Raw genomic sequence first — 15,669 nt, 5'->3', positions numbered from 1 at the left:
GGGCGCGGCCAAAAGTCTTTACGTCTATGTCGGTCAGGCACTGCGCGACGCGGCTTCGTCGTCGGTCAGTTCGCCTTCGTCTTGCGCCGCTTCGCGGGCATCTTCGCTATCGTGATGAGCGGCATCACGCGCCGGTTCGGCGTCGTGCGCATGGCTCGTGCCACGAAGCCCGCCGGCCGTCGCTTCGGGCGACGCCGGATCGACCTGGGCGGTCCGATCGGCGTGCGCCGGATGTTCTTCGGGTGCTGCGTGTTCTACTGCTTCTTTCGTGTCGCCGGTCGTGGCGGATGCTTCGGCCTCGACGTGCAGGTCCGGCTGCTGCGGCTGTTCCGCTGCGCCTTCCGCTGCCGCGCCGGGCTCCGCTGGTTCGATCGCCGCGGCCTCGCCGGTTGCTTCTTCGTCCGTTGCTTCTTCGTGCGCTGCGACTGCTTCACGCGCCTCGGCCTCGCGCACGACCGCTGTCGACTCATCTGCAACCGGTGCATCGACATGGCCTGCGACGGACTCCGCAGATTCGCCACCCGCTTCCGGACCCGCCGCGCCGCCTTCAGCCTGCGCCGCTTCACCCTCGGCCTGCGCCTGCAGCACCGCTTCGACTTCCGCAAACTCGATCGAATGCTGGCCGAGCAACTCGGCATTCAGCTGCGCGGACGGATCGTCAAGCGGCGGCAACTCATCGAGCGCCTTCAGACCGAGATCGTCGAGAAACTGCTTCGTCGTCGCATACAGCGCCGGGCGTCCCGGCACGTCGCGATGACCGATCACCTCGATCCAGCCGCGATCCTCGAGCTGCTTCACCACCTGCGTGTTGACCGTTACGCCGCGAATCTCTTCGATATCGCCGCGCGTCACCGGCTGCCGGTACGCGATGATCGCGAGCGTTTCGAGCACCGCGCGCGAATACTTCGGCGGCTTTTCCGGATGCAGCCGGTCGAGGTACGTCCGCATTGCCGGCTTGCTCTGGAAACGCCAGCCCGACGCCAGTCCGACCAGCTCCACGCCACGGCCCGACCACTCCTGCCTCAGGTTTTCCAGCAACGTTCGGACCGTGTCAGCCGACACGCTGTCGGCGAAGAGCTTGCGCAGGTCGACGAGCTTCAATGGCTCCTGCGCGCAGATCAAGGCAGTCTCGAGGACGATCTTCGCCTCTTGAGTATTCATGCAGCCGAGTCAGAGCTAAGTTGTGGTCAAAGAACCGGATTGAACGGACGAAACAGACGCGAAACAGACGATTTGGAACTGAAGACGCGCTCGCCCGATTCTGATCGGTCATATTGATGGGAGCACGCGCCGGGGGCGGCGAAACAGGCATATCGGACAATCGGATCGAACCGTGAGCCGATGTAACGAACCTGAGCCCTGCCAGCCGGACGGAGCAGCGACATTCCGCGTGGGAACCGCTTGACTGAACGCCATCTTACGCAAAAACATCCGGTGCGTAAAGTCGGCGCCGAAAGATCACCGCCGCAAAGCCGGCCAAAGACGGGGCCACGACACCGGCGCCGTCACCCCCGGCTGCGCGCCTCCAGGAACCGGACAAGCCGCGCGACGCCCGCGTCGAGCCGGGCCGGATCGCACGCGTAGCACCAGCGCACGAAGCCCTCGCCTTCGGGGCCGAACGCCGCGCCGGGCGCCAGCCCGAGACCGGCGTCACGCACGAGCGACTTGCACAGCGCGAGGCTGTCCGTCGCGCCCGGTAGCGAGAAGAACAGGTACATCGCGCCGGCCGGCGGCTTCACGTCGACGCCGGGAACTGCGGCCAGCGCTGCGACAAGGTGATCGCGCGAGCGCCGCAGGTCGGTCACCAGTTCCTGCGTGAAACGCGCGCCGTCCTCGATCGCGACGATCCCCGCCTGCTGCACGAACGACGGCGAACACGACGTGTTGTACTCGATCAACTTGCCGAGATCGTCCATCAACGCGGGCGGCGCGACGATCCAGCCGAGCCGCCACCCGGTCATCAGCCAGGCCTTCGAGAACGAATTCACGCAGATCACGCGTTCGTCGCGCGCGGCCAGATCGAGGAACGACGGCGCGCAACCCGAGCCATCCGCGTAGTACAGACGCTCGTACACCTCGTCCGCGACGATCCAGATGCCGTGACGGCGACAGTGGTCGAGCACGGCGCGCTGCTCGTCGCAGCTCATCACCCAGCCGGTCGGGTTGTTCGGCGAATTGAGCATCAACAGACGCGTATCCGGCGTCAACGCGGCCAGCAGCCGGTCGAGATCGAGCGTCCAGCCGCGCGCGCCGTACGACAGCGCGACCGTTTCCACCTGCGCGCCGAGAATTTTCGGAATTTCGACGAGATTCGGCCACAACGGCGTGACGGCCACGACGCGGTCTCCCGCGCCGACGACGAGTTGCGCCGCCAGCATCAGCGCGTTGACGCCCGCGCTCGTGACGGCGACGTGCGCGGCCGACGTCTCGCCGTGCAGCGCGCTCACGTAACGCGCGAGCGCTTCGCGCAGCGGCGCGATGCCGAGGTTGTGGGTATAGAACGTCTCGCCCGAGGCCAGCGCCTTCGCCGCGGCGTCGCGGATGAACGCCGGCGTCACCCGGTCGGATTCGCCGAACCAGAACGGCAGCACGTCCGGCACGCCGAAGCCGGCGTTCGCGACTTCGCGGATCAGGGACGGCCGTAGCGCGCGCACGGCATCGCGCGCGTTCGGTACGGAGGGACGAAGCAGGACCGGATCGTTCATCGAGGCATCCACGACTGAAAACCAACACCAAAGGGTCAAAGAAAGTGGCCGACAGTTTAGCCTGCCAGCGGCTTCAAGCGCGTCGCGACGCGCATCGCCCGCCACCCGCTACCGCAGATCCTCCGCCCGCGCCGGCAGCTCCCGCACGAGCTCCCACACCGCCTGGGCCGCCGGCGACAGCGACCGGTCGCGCCGCCGCACCAGCTCGACGCTGCGCTCCGCGCGCGGCACGAGCGGGCGCGCCACGAGCGCCGCGCCCGCGGGCAGCGGCAGCGCGAGCCACGGCAGCACGCTGATGCCGACGCGCGCCTCGACGAGCCCGAAGACGGTCGCCGGATGGCCGAGCTCCTGCGCGACGGTCGCGCTCACCCGTTGCGCCTGCATCGCCGCGTCGATGATGGGCCGGCTGCCGGACGCGTAGTCGAGCATCACAAGCTGGCGGCCTTCGAGGTCCGTCCACGCGACCTCCTTCTGCCGCGCAAGCGGATCGTCGCTGCGCGCGACCACGCAGAACGAGTCCGTCATCAGCGGCTCGCTGATCAGGTCGTCGCCCGGCTGCGTGCCGATCACCACGCCGAAATCCGCTTCGCCGGACTTCACCTGGCGGATCACGTCGCTCTGCACGTCATCGCGCAGGCCCAGCGTCACGTACGGAAAGCGCTCGCCGCACTGCGCGACGACCTGCGGCATCAGCCGGCATGCGACCGTCGGGCTCGCCGCGACGATCACCCGCCCGCGCCGCTGCTCGCCGATCTCGCGAATCTCGCGCAGCGCGTCGTCGAGGTCCCCGAGCAGGCGCGACACGCTCGCGACAAGATTCGCGCCGACGTCCGTCAGCTGGACTTCGCGGGTCGTCCGGTCGATCAGCTTCAGGCCGATCTCCCCCTCCAGTTCGCGCACGCAGCGGCTCACCGCAGACTGCGTGAGTCCTATTTCGTCGCCCGCCCGGCTGAAGCTCTGCTGACGCGCGACCTCGATAAACACCCGCAACTGGCGCAGCGTCACATTCATCTCGTTCTCTCATCAATCGATGGATTTGATCGGTTTTTCTACCTCCAGCAGGTTATCACCGGACGCTGCGATTGTTTCGCCACGGTGCGGTCGATTGGCCCAAAAAGCACGCCAGGCGGGCCTCACTGCACAAGATTGGTGATTGTCCCGATTTGCTGACGGGGGGATTTGGATTCTTATACGGGCCTGGTTGACGCCCGTGTGTGCCTGCTGGCACGGGGCTCAGGAAGCTGGTTGTCAGATTGGCATACTTCCTGCATTACGGAGTGCACTGGGTCGGCACCGCGCGGATTCACTGCATACCGTCCGCCACGGCACGCCCGACCCGCCTGGCATTCGCGAAACCGAATGCATGAAGAGTGCGCGGCGCGGGGCAGCGCACCGGAGTTAGCTTCGCTGAGGTGAAACATGATGCTGTTCGACGATTTGAGAGATAACGAGTGGGCGCTGGTCGAAGCGTTGTTCTGCGCGGAACCCGCGCGCAGCGAACGACGCGGCCGGCCTCGCGTGGAAGCGCGCGCAGTTGTCAATGCGGTGCTGTGGGTCCTGTCGACGGGCGAAGGCTGGTCCAAGCTGCCCGGCCGCTACCCGTCGCCGCCGACGTGCCGCCGCCGCTTCGACGAGTGGCAGGCCGACGGCACGCTCGCCGAAATCGTGAAGCGACTGAGTTCCAGCGGACGCCAGATCTCGCTGCGCGGCCGCATCGGCGCCACTGCGGCGAAGCCGCCCGCGCCGCCGAGCCGTGACCGCCTGCGCGGCGCGTTCTGGACCAATCCGGAGTCCTGGCGCGCGCCGGTCAAGATGGCCTGACCGTCCCTCAGCATCCCTCGCAATCGGGCGCCCTCGCGGCGCCCGATGCGCATCCCGGGTCCGCAGCACGCACGGACCGTCGAGTCGTCCCCATCGCAACCTTCGCTGCAGCGCCGCACACAAACCCGGTATGCCGGGACCGACTGCGCAGGGTGCCCGATGCCTCACGCGCGCTCACGCTCGTCAGCGCTTGCGAAACATCTCGATACCTTTATTTACAGCGCCCTTTCGCGGTGCAGCGTAACGTTCGACTATGCGAACAAGCCCGATCAGCCTGGCTTGACGGGAGCCCCTATGAAACCGATGTCGATGCTCCTGGGCGGCATTCTGGTTTCGTCGATTGCACTGATGGCAGTCGCCCAGCAGAACAAACCTCACCTCAATCCTCACCCTCGTCTACCCGTGCCCACGGCTGCGCAGCCGGCAAGGGCGAACGCAGCGCGTGCGCAGCCTTTCCAGCCGCCGGCGCCGCGGGGCAACCTGCGGGGAGATATCGCGAGCAATGCGAGAGGCCTGTCTGAGCCTTCGCGCAACGATCCCGCGCCGCGCGGGCACTAGCTTCGTCGGGTTCGATGGGAAGCCGGCCATGTCAGGCGTCCGCGTAAACCATCGACCCGGGAACCACGCGCGATGATGTCAGTCTCAACCGTTGCCATAAGCACAGCGTGGCAGCAGTAATCCGGTACGCCCGTATCCTTGCGATACGGGCTTTTTTTCGCCCGCGGTTTTGTCCGCGTCGAGTGCGTCCGGAAAATGCTTACGGGATTTTTCGCGCATCGCCCCTCACCTCACTGCGCGAGAGGTGTGAGAACGGCGCTGGGCGACGGCGGATCAGGTTCGGGCTTCGAGCGCTGCCGCGCCGGTTTCCGCTGCAACGTAATCGTTCATCCGCAGCGCTTCCCAGCCGAGGGAGCGCTCGTCGCGAGCGAGCCGCGTGAACTCGGCGCGACCGCGTTCGGTGAGCACCGCAATATCGACAGGGGCATGAAATCCCGGCGCCGGCGCAACGGTACGCTGTCGCACCGTCTCCATCAGGCCAAGTGCCCGCAGATATTCGAACACGCCAGGACGCTTCGCCCATGGCACCTGGCGGTATTGGGCCCGCCGCAGTGCTTCAAATACCGCTTCGTTGGAATACGTGGTCATCTCACTTCTTTCTTAAAGTGTAGCCGTGACACATTCTCGCGCGACACAGGCTCGCGCCACACATCATGCACGGCTTGCGTGACAGACCCAGGTGAATGCGGCAAAAACTCGCTGCCGCACGCTCGACCCGCATCAGCTCATCTTCCGGCCCCCGTACGAACGCCCGTGGTAGCGTTCTGTCCACACGCCACGGTAGCACCGCTAACGGTGTGACGTGTCATGTGAACTATCCCGAATTCCATACGTTACCGCATTTAAATTGGTTCTATTCACTTTATTGCTGCTTTTTTTTGCAGCTTTCTTGCTGTGGCGTGAAGCGCGGACCACCATCGCGCTAGGCGTCGCAATCCTGTTCTGGCTGCTCGCCTCGGGGTGGCTGACGATCCCCTTGCTGGCCATGGCACAGCACGGCGCCCGCTCGGTCGTGGACCCGGCGTTCGGCACGCATGCCGCGATCGTGCTGCTCGGCGGCGGTACCCGTTACGACGACGAAGGCCGGCTCGTTCCGAAGCCCGATCCGCTGGTCCGCATTGCGACCGTCGCCGACCTGTACGCGTCATGCCGCAGGATGGGCGGCGTGTGCACGGTGATCGTGACGGGCGGCAATCCGCAGCATCACGAAGCGACCGAAGCCGACAACTACCTGCCCTGGCTGCTGCGGCGCGGCGTGCCACGCAGCGACATCGTGCTCGACAACCGTGCGCTCACCACCTATGAAAACGGTCACAACGTCGCCGCGATTCTCGGCGCGCGCCATGACGACGAGGTGATCCTCGTCACGTCGGCGTACCACATGCGGCGCGCGCTGCTCGACTTCGACCGCTTCGGCATCCACCCCCAACCCGTCGTCTCCAATTACCGTCATGCCGAGCCGGGCATCCTGCCGCGCGTCGCGAATCTGGAGGATGCCGAAATCTCACTGCATGAGCTCGTCGGACTCGCGCAGTTTCGCGTGTACCGGATGCTCGGGTGGTTCTGATGTCATGCATCGCGCAAAAACCGTAGCAATCCTGTTCAACGCAGTGCGGGACCGCTACCATCGTCCGGCGTCACCGTTTTTCAAAATGTGTGCATTCGAGAAGATTCAAAACACGGCCGATAACCGGAAAATGTCATCAGGAAACGGTAAAACACGCCTTGCATTTTCCTCAGCGTGCAGCGAAAAGCCTGACCATGCCCGTCTGGCGCGCGATTCGCGGAACGTAACAGAATGTAACCATATGTGAAAGCTGTTACGAACAAACGACTGGAGCAGATATTGCTGGCTAGAATGCAGTGTCTTCACAGTTGGACCGGCAAGACTCGGGTCCTCGGGTCCATTAACCACTCTACGGAGGCAGCAATGAAGAAAGCGTCCCTGGCACTTCTGGTTTCGCTCACGGCTCTGACCGGCGCGGCCTATGCCCAAACCGACGAAGGCGGCGTCACGATGAGCACCGATCCCGCCAAGGCGGCCGATGTCGAACAGCGCGCCCAGGCTCTCCAGTCGCAGCAGTCGTCGATGGAGAACATGCCGATGCAGCATCACGAGCATCACCCGATGAAGCACAAGGCCCACAAGATGATGAAGAAGGCGGCCCCGGCCGACGCAGCGAGCCAGTAAGCCGCGGCGTTACTGCCGCGGCCGCATCATCGCCCGGCTTGTCACAAAACACCCTGCCCGCGCATTGCGCCGGCAGGGTGTTTCGTTTGGCGCGGCTGCGCGCGCGTTCATCGCTCCATGACGCGCGACGCACGTACGGCCTATGCTTCGAACGAAGCGACGACGGTATGCTAAAGTCGCGCACCGCGATCGAATCACCCCTAACGTGCGCCCCAGGGTGCGGAGGACAGCATGAGCAACATCCAGCTTGACATCGAGTGGACGGAAGCAGCATCACGCAAGATCGAGAAACTGATGCCGCGTGGCAACCAGGACGCCTATCTCGCGCTGCCGCCCGTCGAATGCCTGCCGATGGAAGGCGATGTGCTGTTCCTCGGGCCGGCCGGCAAGCAGCAACCGTTCATCGTCGCGGAGCGGCAGTACCACCACGAAGGCGACGCGGACTGGACCATCATCCTGATTCTCGACGTGCCGCACGAAACGCACTGAACGCCGCACCAGCCGCACCTGCCTGCAAAGGCCACGCCTTACTTCAGCTTCGTCAGCACGCGAATCTCGCCGTGCTCGATCCAGTCGGCCACCTGCTCCCGATACGCCGCGATATGCGCCGACTTCGCATGCACCGCCAGCGCCTCCTCGCTTTCCCAGCGTTCGACGAATACGAAGCGGCGCGGCTCGCGCAGATCGCGATGCAGGTCGTACTGCAATGCGCCCGCCTCGTTACGGGTGGGTTCGACAATCCCTTCCAGTGCCTCGCGCAATGCTTCCTCGTGTCCAGGCTTTGCCACCGAGATGGCGACCACGGCAACTTCCGACGCGACCTCCGACATACAGCTTCTCCTCGAATCGAAACGCGAATTCGCAGCATACCTGCGAAGCCGCGAACGCAACGCCTGGCCGAACAGCCAACGCGAAGCGGGAAAGAATTGGCAAGCGGGCAACGGCCGCGGACGTGGTTCGATGGCGTGATTGTTGCGCGTTCAAATGAACTGACGTTCAACGCGCCCGCCGCATGCACGGGGGCGGCGCAAGCCGGTACGCTTCGCTGCACGGCCCGCACCGCGATGGCGCGCTGCAAACGCGCGCCGTCTGTGATAACCCGTACATTCATACCTTGCGCGAACTGCTAGACTCGATTCAAGAACAATCTGCCGATGAATCGCGCGTACCGGGCCTCGCCGGAATTCGCGATATGCACGGCGCCCCCTGTCCAGCCATCGCGCTACCGCTGCCACGCGCGCCAGCTGCCCGCGCATCACGCGCTGCCCCGCCACTGTCGCCGCCGCCATGTCGATCGTCGACGAATTGACGCTGACGCTACCCGGCCTCCTCGCGCACCTCGTTCGCGATGCCTGCGGCTGGTCCGCGAACTGGCGTGCAATCACGATGCATAGCGCTTTCCAGCCGGTGCTGTCGATCACGCATCAGCGCGTGGTCGGCTATGAAGCGTTGCTGCGAGCGCACGACTCGACCGGCGTGCCGGTGTCGCCCGATGCGCTCTTCGGCGCCGCGCAATCGTCGGTGGATGCGCGCGCGCTCGATCGCCTCGCGCGTTGTCTGCACGTCGCGAACTTCGTCGACCAGCACGTCGACACGTCATGGCTCTTTCTCAATGCGCGCCCGCAGGTGTTCGAGACCGGCTGGCCGAACCGCAGCTTCATCGACGAACTGTCCGCGCACTTCGGCCTTGCGCATGAGCGCATCGTGATCGAAGTGCTCGAGCAGCCGGCCGACGACGAACTCGCCGTCGCGACGATGCTCGCCACCACCGAGCCGCGCGACTTTCTGATCGCGATCGACGACTTTGGAACCGGTCTCTCGAACTTCGACCGGGTCTGGCGTTTCCGGCCCGACATCGTGAAGATCGACCGCTCGCTGGTGGCGCGCGCGGCGAGCAACGCAAACGACGAAGCGCTCTTCGGCCACCTCGTCGGCATGCTGCACGAAGCGGGCACGATGGTGCTGGCCGAAGGCGTCGAAACCGACGAAGAGATGATGGTGCTGATGCAGGCCGATGTGGACTTCGTGCAGGGCTTCTGGCTCGGCAAGCCGCAGTCTTCCGTCGAGGCGGCCGCGGCGCCGATCCCCGAGCTCATTCATTCGATGTGGGAAAAGTTCGCGGACTATCAGCGCACCCATGCCCGCACGCATCGGCCGGGCTTCGCTCCGCTCGCCGAGGCCGCGCTGGCTGGCGCGCAGGTGTTCGCCGCGACCGGCGACCTCGCGCTCGCGGCCGAGCCGGTGTTCCAGATCGGCGATGCGCGACGCGTGTTCGTGACGAACAGCCACGGCGAACAGACCTTGCCGTCGCTCGCCGCGCCGTGGGTCGGGCCGCCATCGCCGCGCCTCGCGCCGCTCTATCCGGACTCGCACAGCAACTGGTCGCGGCGCACCTACTTCAAGCACGCGCTCGCGGCGCCGGGTCGCGTCGCGATGATGGGCCCGCACTATTCGCTGACCGACGGCGACGGCTGCTATACGGCGGCCGTCGCCGTGGAGCGCGATGGCGAACGCTACGTGTTCTGCGCCGAGTTCATGCCGGACCCGGCAAAGAGCGGACCGCGTTGAATTTGGCTTGCGGCGCAGGCTGCGCTATCGCATGATCGATCGCGCGCGGTGATCGATCATGTAGATCTGCATCGTTATCCTTAATAATCAGACTGAATTGGCGAAATCTTGTTTCGAGCGCGAAAATCCGCGTAACCCCGCCTAATCTTCCACCCGCCGCCTGCCTTCCTTCACATCGCCGCGCCGCGATTTCGCATCGAGCCGCCGCAGCTTCGATGCGCGCGTGGGACGTGTCGCCACGCGCGCTTTCCGCGTGACGCTCACACTGTCGATCAGTTCGTCGAGCCGCGCAATGGCAGCCGCCCGGTTCATTTCCTGGGTGCGATGCTCCTGCGCCTTGATCACGACGACGCCGTCGCGTGTCAGCCGATGATCCGACAGCGCGAGCAGTCGCATCTTGAGCACGTCGGGCAGCGACGACGCACGCACATCGAAGCGCAGATGGATCGCGCTCGACACCTTGTTGACGTTCTGCCCGCCCGCGCCCTGCGCCCGGACGGCGGTCAGCTCGATTTCGTTCGGCGGAATCGGATAGCGGGAGGTCATGATCGTCAGCGGGATGGGTGGCGTGCAAGTGTGACACAGCGCGGGGATCCGCGCTGTCGCGCTTTCCGTCAATGGAGCGTGCGCGGGCTCGAGCATCGACGTCCGCGCACGCAAGCCGCAGTTCACGTCTGGTTTCCGGCGCTTCGTCGCATCGCGTTTGCGCGAAGCCCTGTCGCGCGTCCATACTGCGCTCTTTCCACGCTTTTCCATTCACCGGCCCGGCATGAAACTGCGTCCCGCATTCGCGCTCGAACTCGTCTTCAACCTGCTGCTGCCGTGGCTCGTCTACCGGCTCGCCGCGCCGTACTTCGGCGATACCGGCGGCCTGATCGCTTCCGCGGCGCCGCCGATCGTCTGGAGCGCGATCGAACTCGCGCGCACGCGCCGCATCGATGCGCTCAGCGTGATGGTCGTGGCGGGCATCGCGTTATCGGTTGGCGCGATGGCGCTGGGCGGCAGCCCCCGCATGCTGCTGATGCGGGAATCGCTCGTGTCCGGCGCGGTCGGCGTGGTGTTCCTCGCGTCGCTCGCAACCCGACGCCCGCTGATCTTCTGGCTCGCGCGCGCCACGGTTGCACGCGAAGCCGCCGACGGCGCCGAGCGCATCGAGCGTCTCTACCGCGAAAGACCCGCGCTCGCCGCGGCATTCCGGACGATGACCGCGATCTGGGGCCTCGGGCTCACCGGCGAAACGGCACTGCGCGCATGGATGGCGTGGACCTGGCCGATCGAGCGCTTTCTCGTGGTGTCGCCGTTCATCGGCTATGGCGTGTACGGCGCCCTCACGCTGTGGACGTTTCTCTACCGCAAGACGATGCACGCCCGCGTCGACACGATCCGCAATCAACGCGAACCCGCTCGATAGCAGCACGATAGCAGCGCGTCCGGGCCGGCGAAAGCCGGCCGAACGGACGAGGTCTGAACGCACGGAAAATCAGTTAGACTCGTCGGCACCGAGTCGAGCCGACTCATCGGTTCCGCCGTTCTTACAAGCTGTCACGTTCTGACTGTCGATGCGCTATTCGATCGAAATCAAGAAGTTCCTTTACAGCCAGTACTTCTACGGCGGCCTGCGGATAGCAGTGGGCATATCGCTGCCGGCCATCCTGTGCCTCGTCGTGTTTCACGACCGCGATCTCGGCTTCACGATCGCAACCGGCGCGCTCGGCGCATGCGTCGTCGACATGCCAGGGCCGCTCAAGTACAAGCACAACGAAATGCTGGCGTGCAGCGTGATCGGCTTCCTGTCGGCGCTCGCCACCGGTCTCGCCACGGTCAATCCGGTTGCGCTGTGGTGCACGGTCGTGCCGCTCACGTTCGTGCTGTCGCTGATCGTCATGTACGGCAACCGCTGGCCGCAGATCAGCTTCGCGACGCTGTTCATGATGATCATGACGCTCGAAGACCGCTTCACGCCGATGCAGGCGCTCGTGAACGCGGCATGGATCCTCGCGGGCGGTCTCTGGTACACGTACTGGGCCACCTTCGTGAGCCGCTGGCAGATCCACCGGATCGAGCAGCAGACGCTCGCGGAAAGCGCGTTCGCGTGCGCCGACTATCTGCTCGCGCGCGCGCAGTTCTACGACATCGACTCCGACCTCGACGAGTGCTATCGCAATCTCGTGGCCGCGCAGATCGCGGCGGTCGAGCGCCAGGACGCAGCGCGCGACATCGTGCTGCGCAACCTGCCGAAGCTGAAGAGCGGCAAGCTCGAACCACGCCGCACGATGCTGTACAACCTCTTCATCAACACGGTCGACCTGCACGAACTGTTCGTCGGCGCGCACGTCGACTATCCGCTCGTGCGCAGCGCGTTCGGCGGCTCCGACCTGATGCTGTTCTGTCGCGACCTGATCCGCAAGGCCGCGGCGGATCTCGAGGACATCGGCCTCGCGGTGCTGCAGAACCAGCCGCCGCGCGCGCGCATCAGCACGAAGGCCGAGCTGCGCGCGATCGAATATGAGATCGAGCTGATGCGCAAGCACGATCTGCCGAAGAAGAACCCCGAAGCGTATGCGGCGGTGTCCGCGTCGTTTCGCCGGCTCTGGAGCGCAACGCGGCTGATCGAGCGAATGCGCAAAAGCCTGTCGAGCGAAACCGCCGCAACCGAAGTCGAACTGCGCATCGACCAGACGCTGTCGCGCTTCGTGTCGAGCCGGCGGGTGCCGTTCCGGCAGATCTTCTCGAACCTCACGATGGCGTCGCCGAGCTTTCGTCACGCGCTGCGCGTGACGATCGCGGTCGCGGTCGGCTTCTGGCTCGGACGGCTCCTGCCGCTCACCAACGCGTACTGGATCGTGATGACGAGCGTCATCATCCTGAAGCCCGGCTATTCGCTGACGAAGCAGCGCAACGCGCAGCGGATCATCGGTACGCTGATTGGCTGCGGCGCCAGCATCGCGATGATCCTGACCATCAAGGAGCCGCATGTGCTGATGGTCGTGATGTTCGCGTCGATGGTGATGAGCTACAGCCTGCTGCTCTTCAACTATGCGGCGAGCGTCGTGTTCACGTCGTCGTACGTGCTGCTGATGTTCCATCTGCTCGCGCCGGGCAGCCTCAGGATCATCGGCGAGCGCGCGATCGACACGGTCGTCGGCTGCGCGATCGCGATCGCGGCGAGCCATCTGTTCCCGTACTGGGAGTACCGGCTGATGGGCAAGCTCGTCAACAACCTCATCGGCGCAATGCGTCAGTTCCTCGAGGCGAGCTGGTGGTGGCACGGCAAGCCCGCGACGGCCGGCATCGCCGCGGAGACGGTCACGGAGACCGGCGCGTTCGCAGCGGGCTCCGCGATGGCCGATGCGGACGTGGGTGCGGACGCAACGGCTGCGAAAGAGCCCGCGCTCGCGGGCGCCGCGGCGGCCGACCCGGGTATCGCGGCTATGACGTCAGGGCCATCGCGAACCACCGGAGATGCGGCACCCGGCGCGCCGCAATACCCGAATGAACGCGCATCGCCAGGCGCCGCCCAGATCGCGTCGACGTCCGGCGGCAACGCCATCCCCACCGCGCCCGCGCGAACGGCATCGTCCGCCACGCCCGCCGCGGCGGCCGCCGCGAACGCGCTGGAACGCGACTACCGCTATCGCCTTGCGCGCAAGAACGTGCACGTTGCATTCGCCAATCTGGGCCAGGCGTTCCAGCGGATGATGGTCGAGCCGAAGTCGGTGCAGAAGTTCGTGCCGGAGCTGAACGATCTGCTCGTGCGCAGCCACGTGCTCGCGTCGCAGATCACCGCGGTCGCGCCGCTATTGCGCAGCACCGCGCATCAGGATGGCGCTTCGCCGCAGCCGCTGCAGCGCGCGCTCGCGCTGGTGCGCGACAACCTCACCGAAGCCGCGCGCGGCACGGCCCCGCCTGCCGATCAGAGCGAGATCACGAAGAACATGGTGCGGGAGCTCGACAGCATGGTGATCGATGCCGAAGGCGACGAAGCGCAGACGCCCGAAGCCGTGCACGACCTGAAGCTGCTCGCGCATCAAGGCAAGCAGATGCTCGCGGCGTCGTTCCAGATCCGCAAGGACGCAAGCGTGATCAGGCTGCCGGAAGCGCAGGCGTATCTGTAGCTGGAGCTGTGGCGCCCGGTATCGCTATTGCGAGGCTGCCGTCGCGGAGCTGGCCGCGGTGACGGCCGCCGCAGCCGCCGACGCCGCGCTGGACGGCGGATTCTCGCGATCATATTCGCGCTTCTCGGTGATCGCGTTGTAGAACAGCGTGAAGATCACGAGCAGCACGACGACCACGATCATCACGGCGACGTAGAAAGTCGGGTTCTTTTTCTTGCGCGGATCGTTCATGTGACGTGCTCGGCTGCGGGTGGCGAGGAAAGAGAAGCGGCATTCTACGACGATTCGACTTGCAGACGCCTTGCGGTTGCCGCTCGTGGGCATGCCCCGACCACGCAGCATGCAACGGTCCATCCCGACGCTATTGCTTCACATCGCCACCCCCGGCACGTTCAGCCGCTCGATGCAACCGCCGCAGGCCGCACCGGCAGCGCGGTGGAGTACTTTATCTGTTCCATCGCGAAACTGGAGCTGACGTCGTAAAGCGGCACCGAGCGGATCAGTTGCTTGTAGACGCGATCGTAGTCGTCGATATCGGACACCACCACGCGCAGCAGATAGTCGGTCTCGCCGCTCATCCGGTACACCTCGACCACCTCCGGAATATCCTGCACCGCGCGCGTAAACGTGGCGGCCCACGCCTCGGTGTGCTGGTTCGTGCGCACCGCGACGAACACCGTGGTGCCCACGCCAAGCTTGCGCGGATCGCATAGCGCAACCTGCGCGCGGATCACGCCCGTTTCCTTGAGCCGTTGCACCCGCTTCCAGCATGGCGTCTGCGAAAGATTGACGCGTTGCGCGAGTTCCGCGACCGGCATCGTCGCATCCGCCTGAAGCAGCTCCAGCAACTTCCGATCGATGATGTCCATTCCCATCGTCGCACCTGTATAGAAAATTATTCTACTTATGCGTGACCTCGGGGAATTATATGAAAACTCTTTCTCCGCGCAAACCGGTATAAATATCCAGATCGAAATCGCGTCACTGCAATGAGAACAACATGAGCCAAACCGCCTTCCAGCTTGCCTCCAGCCCGTCCAGCTTCAGCGTCGAACACGCCGTCCGTCTCGTCCCTCCGGTGGACTCCGGTTCCGCGAACGAACCGGCCCCGGCGCCCGTCTTCACGGCGACGGGGGCCGCGGTCGCATCGCTGTGCGCCGCGCTGGATGCCGCCTTCGATGTCTGCCCGGACTGCGACGATCCGTCGCGCCACGCGGACTTCGCGCGTCGCGTGCGCGCGGCACTCGCCGAGGCGGCCGCCACGCCCGATCTGCTGACTCCGGCGCAGCGCGAAGGCGCGCCCACCACCTACCGGCGCCATCTGCTCGCGGCGGACCCGCAAGGCCGCTACGCGATCGCGGCCCTCGTCTGGATGCCGGGCCACGCGAGCCCCGTGCACGCGCACCACACGTGGTGCGGCTACGCGGTGCTCGACGGCACGCTGACCGAATCTGTCTATCAGTGGAATGACGCGGAAGGCTGCGCGAGCGAAACGCGTCAGCACCCTCGCGCGGCCGGCGCGGTGTCGTTCACGCGCGCCGGGCATGCGGGCATTCATCGCCTGTTGAACACGTCAGGCGCGCCTGCGGTGTCGATCCATCTTTACGGCGTGGCTGGCGAACACATCTCGACGCACGTGAACGACCTCGTCAACGTGGTCGCGGCGCCGGCCGATGCGACGCTCGCCGCTGCTTGAGCGGCCAACTGAGCG

Annotated in this window: 15 protein-coding genes and 1 pseudogene; 8 read left to right on the top strand and 8 right to left on the bottom strand. The window is 65.5% G+C overall.

Translation table 11 applies throughout. From position 1 onward, the window contains the following. Nucleotides 1–33: 33 nt before the first annotated feature. The 3 genes from scpB to DVS29_RS07980 all read right to left on the bottom strand — a co-directional run bounded on the left by scpB (nt 34) and on the right by DVS29_RS07980 (nt 3,716). Complete coding sequence (gene scpB, locus DVS29_RS07990) at nt 34–1,161, bottom strand: SMC-Scp complex subunit ScpB (protein WP_118179890.1); 1,128 nt, start codon at nt 1,159–1,161, stop codon at nt 34–36. 344 nt (nt 1,162–1,505) lie between these two features. Next, nucleotides 1,506–2,705, bottom strand: coding sequence for a pyridoxal phosphate-dependent aminotransferase (locus DVS29_RS07985; RefSeq protein ID WP_118179889.1), 1,200 nt, complete (start codon nt 2,703–2,705; stop codon nt 1,506–1,508). A gap of 108 nt (nt 2,706–2,813) precedes the next feature. Continuing rightward, complete coding sequence (locus DVS29_RS07980; protein ID WP_118179888.1) at nt 2,814–3,716, bottom strand: LysR family transcriptional regulator; 903 nt, start codon at nt 3,714–3,716, stop codon at nt 2,814–2,816. Between the two features lie 411 nt (nt 3,717–4,127). Here DVS29_RS07980 and DVS29_RS07975 point away from each other — a divergent pair. Next, nucleotides 4,128–4,523, top strand: a pseudogene (locus DVS29_RS07975) (transposase); the annotation flags it as partial. A gap of 834 nt (nt 4,524–5,357) precedes the next feature. Here DVS29_RS07975 and DVS29_RS07965 read toward each other — a convergent pair. After that, a complete protein-coding gene (locus tag DVS29_RS07965; RefSeq protein WP_118179886.1) occupies nt 5,358–5,672 on the bottom strand; it encodes a hypothetical protein in 315 nt (104 codons plus the stop codon). Nucleotides 5,673–5,973: 301 nt separating this feature from the next. Here DVS29_RS07965 and DVS29_RS07960 point away from each other — a divergent pair, with 301 nt between their 5' ends. From DVS29_RS07960 to DVS29_RS07950, 3 genes are all read left to right on the top strand, one after another. After that, on the top strand, nt 5,974–6,651 hold the full coding sequence (locus tag DVS29_RS07960) for a YdcF family protein (protein ID WP_420816079.1): 678 nt from the start codon (nt 5,974–5,976) through the stop codon (nt 6,649–6,651). Between the two features lie 363 nt (nt 6,652–7,014). Further along, nucleotides 7,015–7,275 carry a hypothetical protein gene (locus tag DVS29_RS07955; RefSeq protein ID WP_118179885.1) on the top strand — a complete coding sequence of 87 codons (261 nt, stop codon included), beginning with the start codon at nt 7,015–7,017 and terminating at the stop codon, nt 7,273–7,275. 231 nt (nt 7,276–7,506) lie between these two features. Then, nucleotides 7,507–7,764: a DNA-binding protein gene (locus DVS29_RS07950; RefSeq protein WP_118179884.1), complete on the top strand. Its 258-nt coding sequence runs from the start codon at nt 7,507–7,509 to the stop codon at nt 7,762–7,764. A 38-nt stretch (nt 7,765–7,802) separates the two neighbouring features. On the opposite strand, the gene DVS29_RS07945 is transcribed toward DVS29_RS07950, so the two are convergent. After that, entirely contained in the window at nt 7,803–8,105 is a 303-nt protein-coding gene (locus tag DVS29_RS07945) for a putative quinol monooxygenase (protein ID WP_118179883.1), read from the bottom strand. A 457-nt stretch (nt 8,106–8,562) separates the two neighbouring features. Between DVS29_RS07945 and DVS29_RS07940 the strand changes: the two genes are divergently transcribed. Further along, complete coding sequence (locus DVS29_RS07940; RefSeq protein WP_118179882.1) at nt 8,563–9,843, top strand: EAL domain-containing protein; 1,281 nt, start codon at nt 8,563–8,565, stop codon at nt 9,841–9,843. A gap of 141 nt (nt 9,844–9,984) precedes the next feature. On the opposite strand, the gene arfB is transcribed toward DVS29_RS07940, so the two are convergent. After that, nucleotides 9,985–10,389: an alternative ribosome rescue aminoacyl-tRNA hydrolase ArfB gene (gene arfB / locus DVS29_RS07935; protein ID WP_118179922.1), complete on the bottom strand. Its 405-nt coding sequence runs from the start codon at nt 10,387–10,389 to the stop codon at nt 9,985–9,987. A gap of 223 nt (nt 10,390–10,612) precedes the next feature. Between arfB and DVS29_RS07930 the strand changes: the two genes are divergently transcribed. Then, nucleotides 10,613–11,254: a VC0807 family protein gene (locus tag DVS29_RS07930; RefSeq protein WP_118179881.1), complete on the top strand. Its 642-nt coding sequence runs from the start codon at nt 10,613–10,615 to the stop codon at nt 11,252–11,254. A gap of 148 nt (nt 11,255–11,402) precedes the next feature. Beyond that, complete coding sequence (locus DVS29_RS07925) at nt 11,403–13,958, top strand: FUSC family protein (protein WP_118179880.1); 2,556 nt, start codon at nt 11,403–11,405, stop codon at nt 13,956–13,958. A 24-nt stretch (nt 13,959–13,982) separates the two neighbouring features. Here DVS29_RS07925 and DVS29_RS07920 read toward each other — a convergent pair whose 3' ends face one another. Further along, complete coding sequence (locus DVS29_RS07920) at nt 13,983–14,189, bottom strand: hypothetical protein (protein WP_118179879.1); 207 nt, start codon at nt 14,187–14,189, stop codon at nt 13,983–13,985. Between the two features lie 161 nt (nt 14,190–14,350). Continuing rightward, complete coding sequence (locus DVS29_RS07915; RefSeq protein WP_118179878.1) at nt 14,351–14,833, bottom strand: Lrp/AsnC family transcriptional regulator; 483 nt, start codon at nt 14,831–14,833, stop codon at nt 14,351–14,353. A gap of 125 nt (nt 14,834–14,958) precedes the next feature. Here DVS29_RS07915 and DVS29_RS07910 point away from each other — a divergent pair, with 125 nt between their 5' ends. Beyond that, a complete protein-coding gene (locus DVS29_RS07910) occupies nt 14,959–15,654 on the top strand; it encodes a cysteine dioxygenase family protein (protein ID WP_118179877.1) in 696 nt (231 codons plus the stop codon). Nucleotides 15,655–15,669: the final 15 nt, after the last annotated feature.

The sequence above is a fragment of the Paraburkholderia phosphatilytica genome (genome assembly GCF_003443895.1).
Classification (GTDB): domain Bacteria; phylum Pseudomonadota; class Gammaproteobacteria; order Burkholderiales; family Burkholderiaceae; genus Paraburkholderia; species Paraburkholderia phosphatilytica.
This window is presented reverse-complemented; position numbering and strand designations above follow the sequence as displayed.

Bases quoted from the DNA above. Each gene is read 5' to 3' on its own strand.
- DVS29_RS07915 (WP_118179878.1), bottom strand. From the start codon at position 14,833: ATGGGAATGGACATCATCGATCGGAAGTTGCTGGAGCTGCTTCAGGCG.
- DVS29_RS07940 (WP_118179882.1), top strand. From the start codon at position 8,563: ATGTCGATCGTCGACGAATTGACGCTGACGCTACCCGGCCTCCTCGCG.
- DVS29_RS07910 (WP_118179877.1), top strand. From the start codon at position 14,959: ATGAGCCAAACCGCCTTCCAGCTTGCCTCCAGCCCGTCCAGCTTCAGC.
- DVS29_RS07955 (WP_118179885.1), top strand. From the start codon at position 7,015: ATGAAGAAAGCGTCCCTGGCACTTCTGGTTTCGCTCACGGCTCTGACC.
- DVS29_RS07985 (WP_118179889.1), bottom strand. From the start codon at position 2,705: ATGAACGATCCGGTCCTGCTTCGTCCCTCCGTACCGAACGCGCGCGAT.
- DVS29_RS07930 (WP_118179881.1), top strand. From the start codon at position 10,613: ATGAAACTGCGTCCCGCATTCGCGCTCGAACTCGTCTTCAACCTGCTG.
- arfB (WP_118179922.1), bottom strand. From the start codon at position 10,389: ATGACCTCCCGCTATCCGATTCCGCCGAACGAAATCGAGCTGACCGCC.
- DVS29_RS07925 (WP_118179880.1), top strand. From the start codon at position 11,403: ATGCGCTATTCGATCGAAATCAAGAAGTTCCTTTACAGCCAGTACTTC.
- scpB (WP_118179890.1), bottom strand. From the start codon at position 1,161: ATGAATACTCAAGAGGCGAAGATCGTCCTCGAGACTGCCTTGATCTGC.
- DVS29_RS07965 (WP_118179886.1), bottom strand. From the start codon at position 5,672: ATGACCACGTATTCCAACGAAGCGGTATTTGAAGCACTGCGGCGGGCC.
- DVS29_RS07980 (WP_118179888.1), bottom strand. From the start codon at position 3,716: ATGAATGTGACGCTGCGCCAGTTGCGGGTGTTTATCGAGGTCGCGCGT.
- DVS29_RS07945 (WP_118179883.1), bottom strand. From the start codon at position 8,105: ATGTCGGAGGTCGCGTCGGAAGTTGCCGTGGTCGCCATCTCGGTGGCA.
- DVS29_RS07950 (WP_118179884.1), top strand. From the start codon at position 7,507: ATGAGCAACATCCAGCTTGACATCGAGTGGACGGAAGCAGCATCACGC.
- DVS29_RS07920 (WP_118179879.1), bottom strand. From the start codon at position 14,189: ATGAACGATCCGCGCAAGAAAAAGAACCCGACTTTCTACGTCGCCGTG.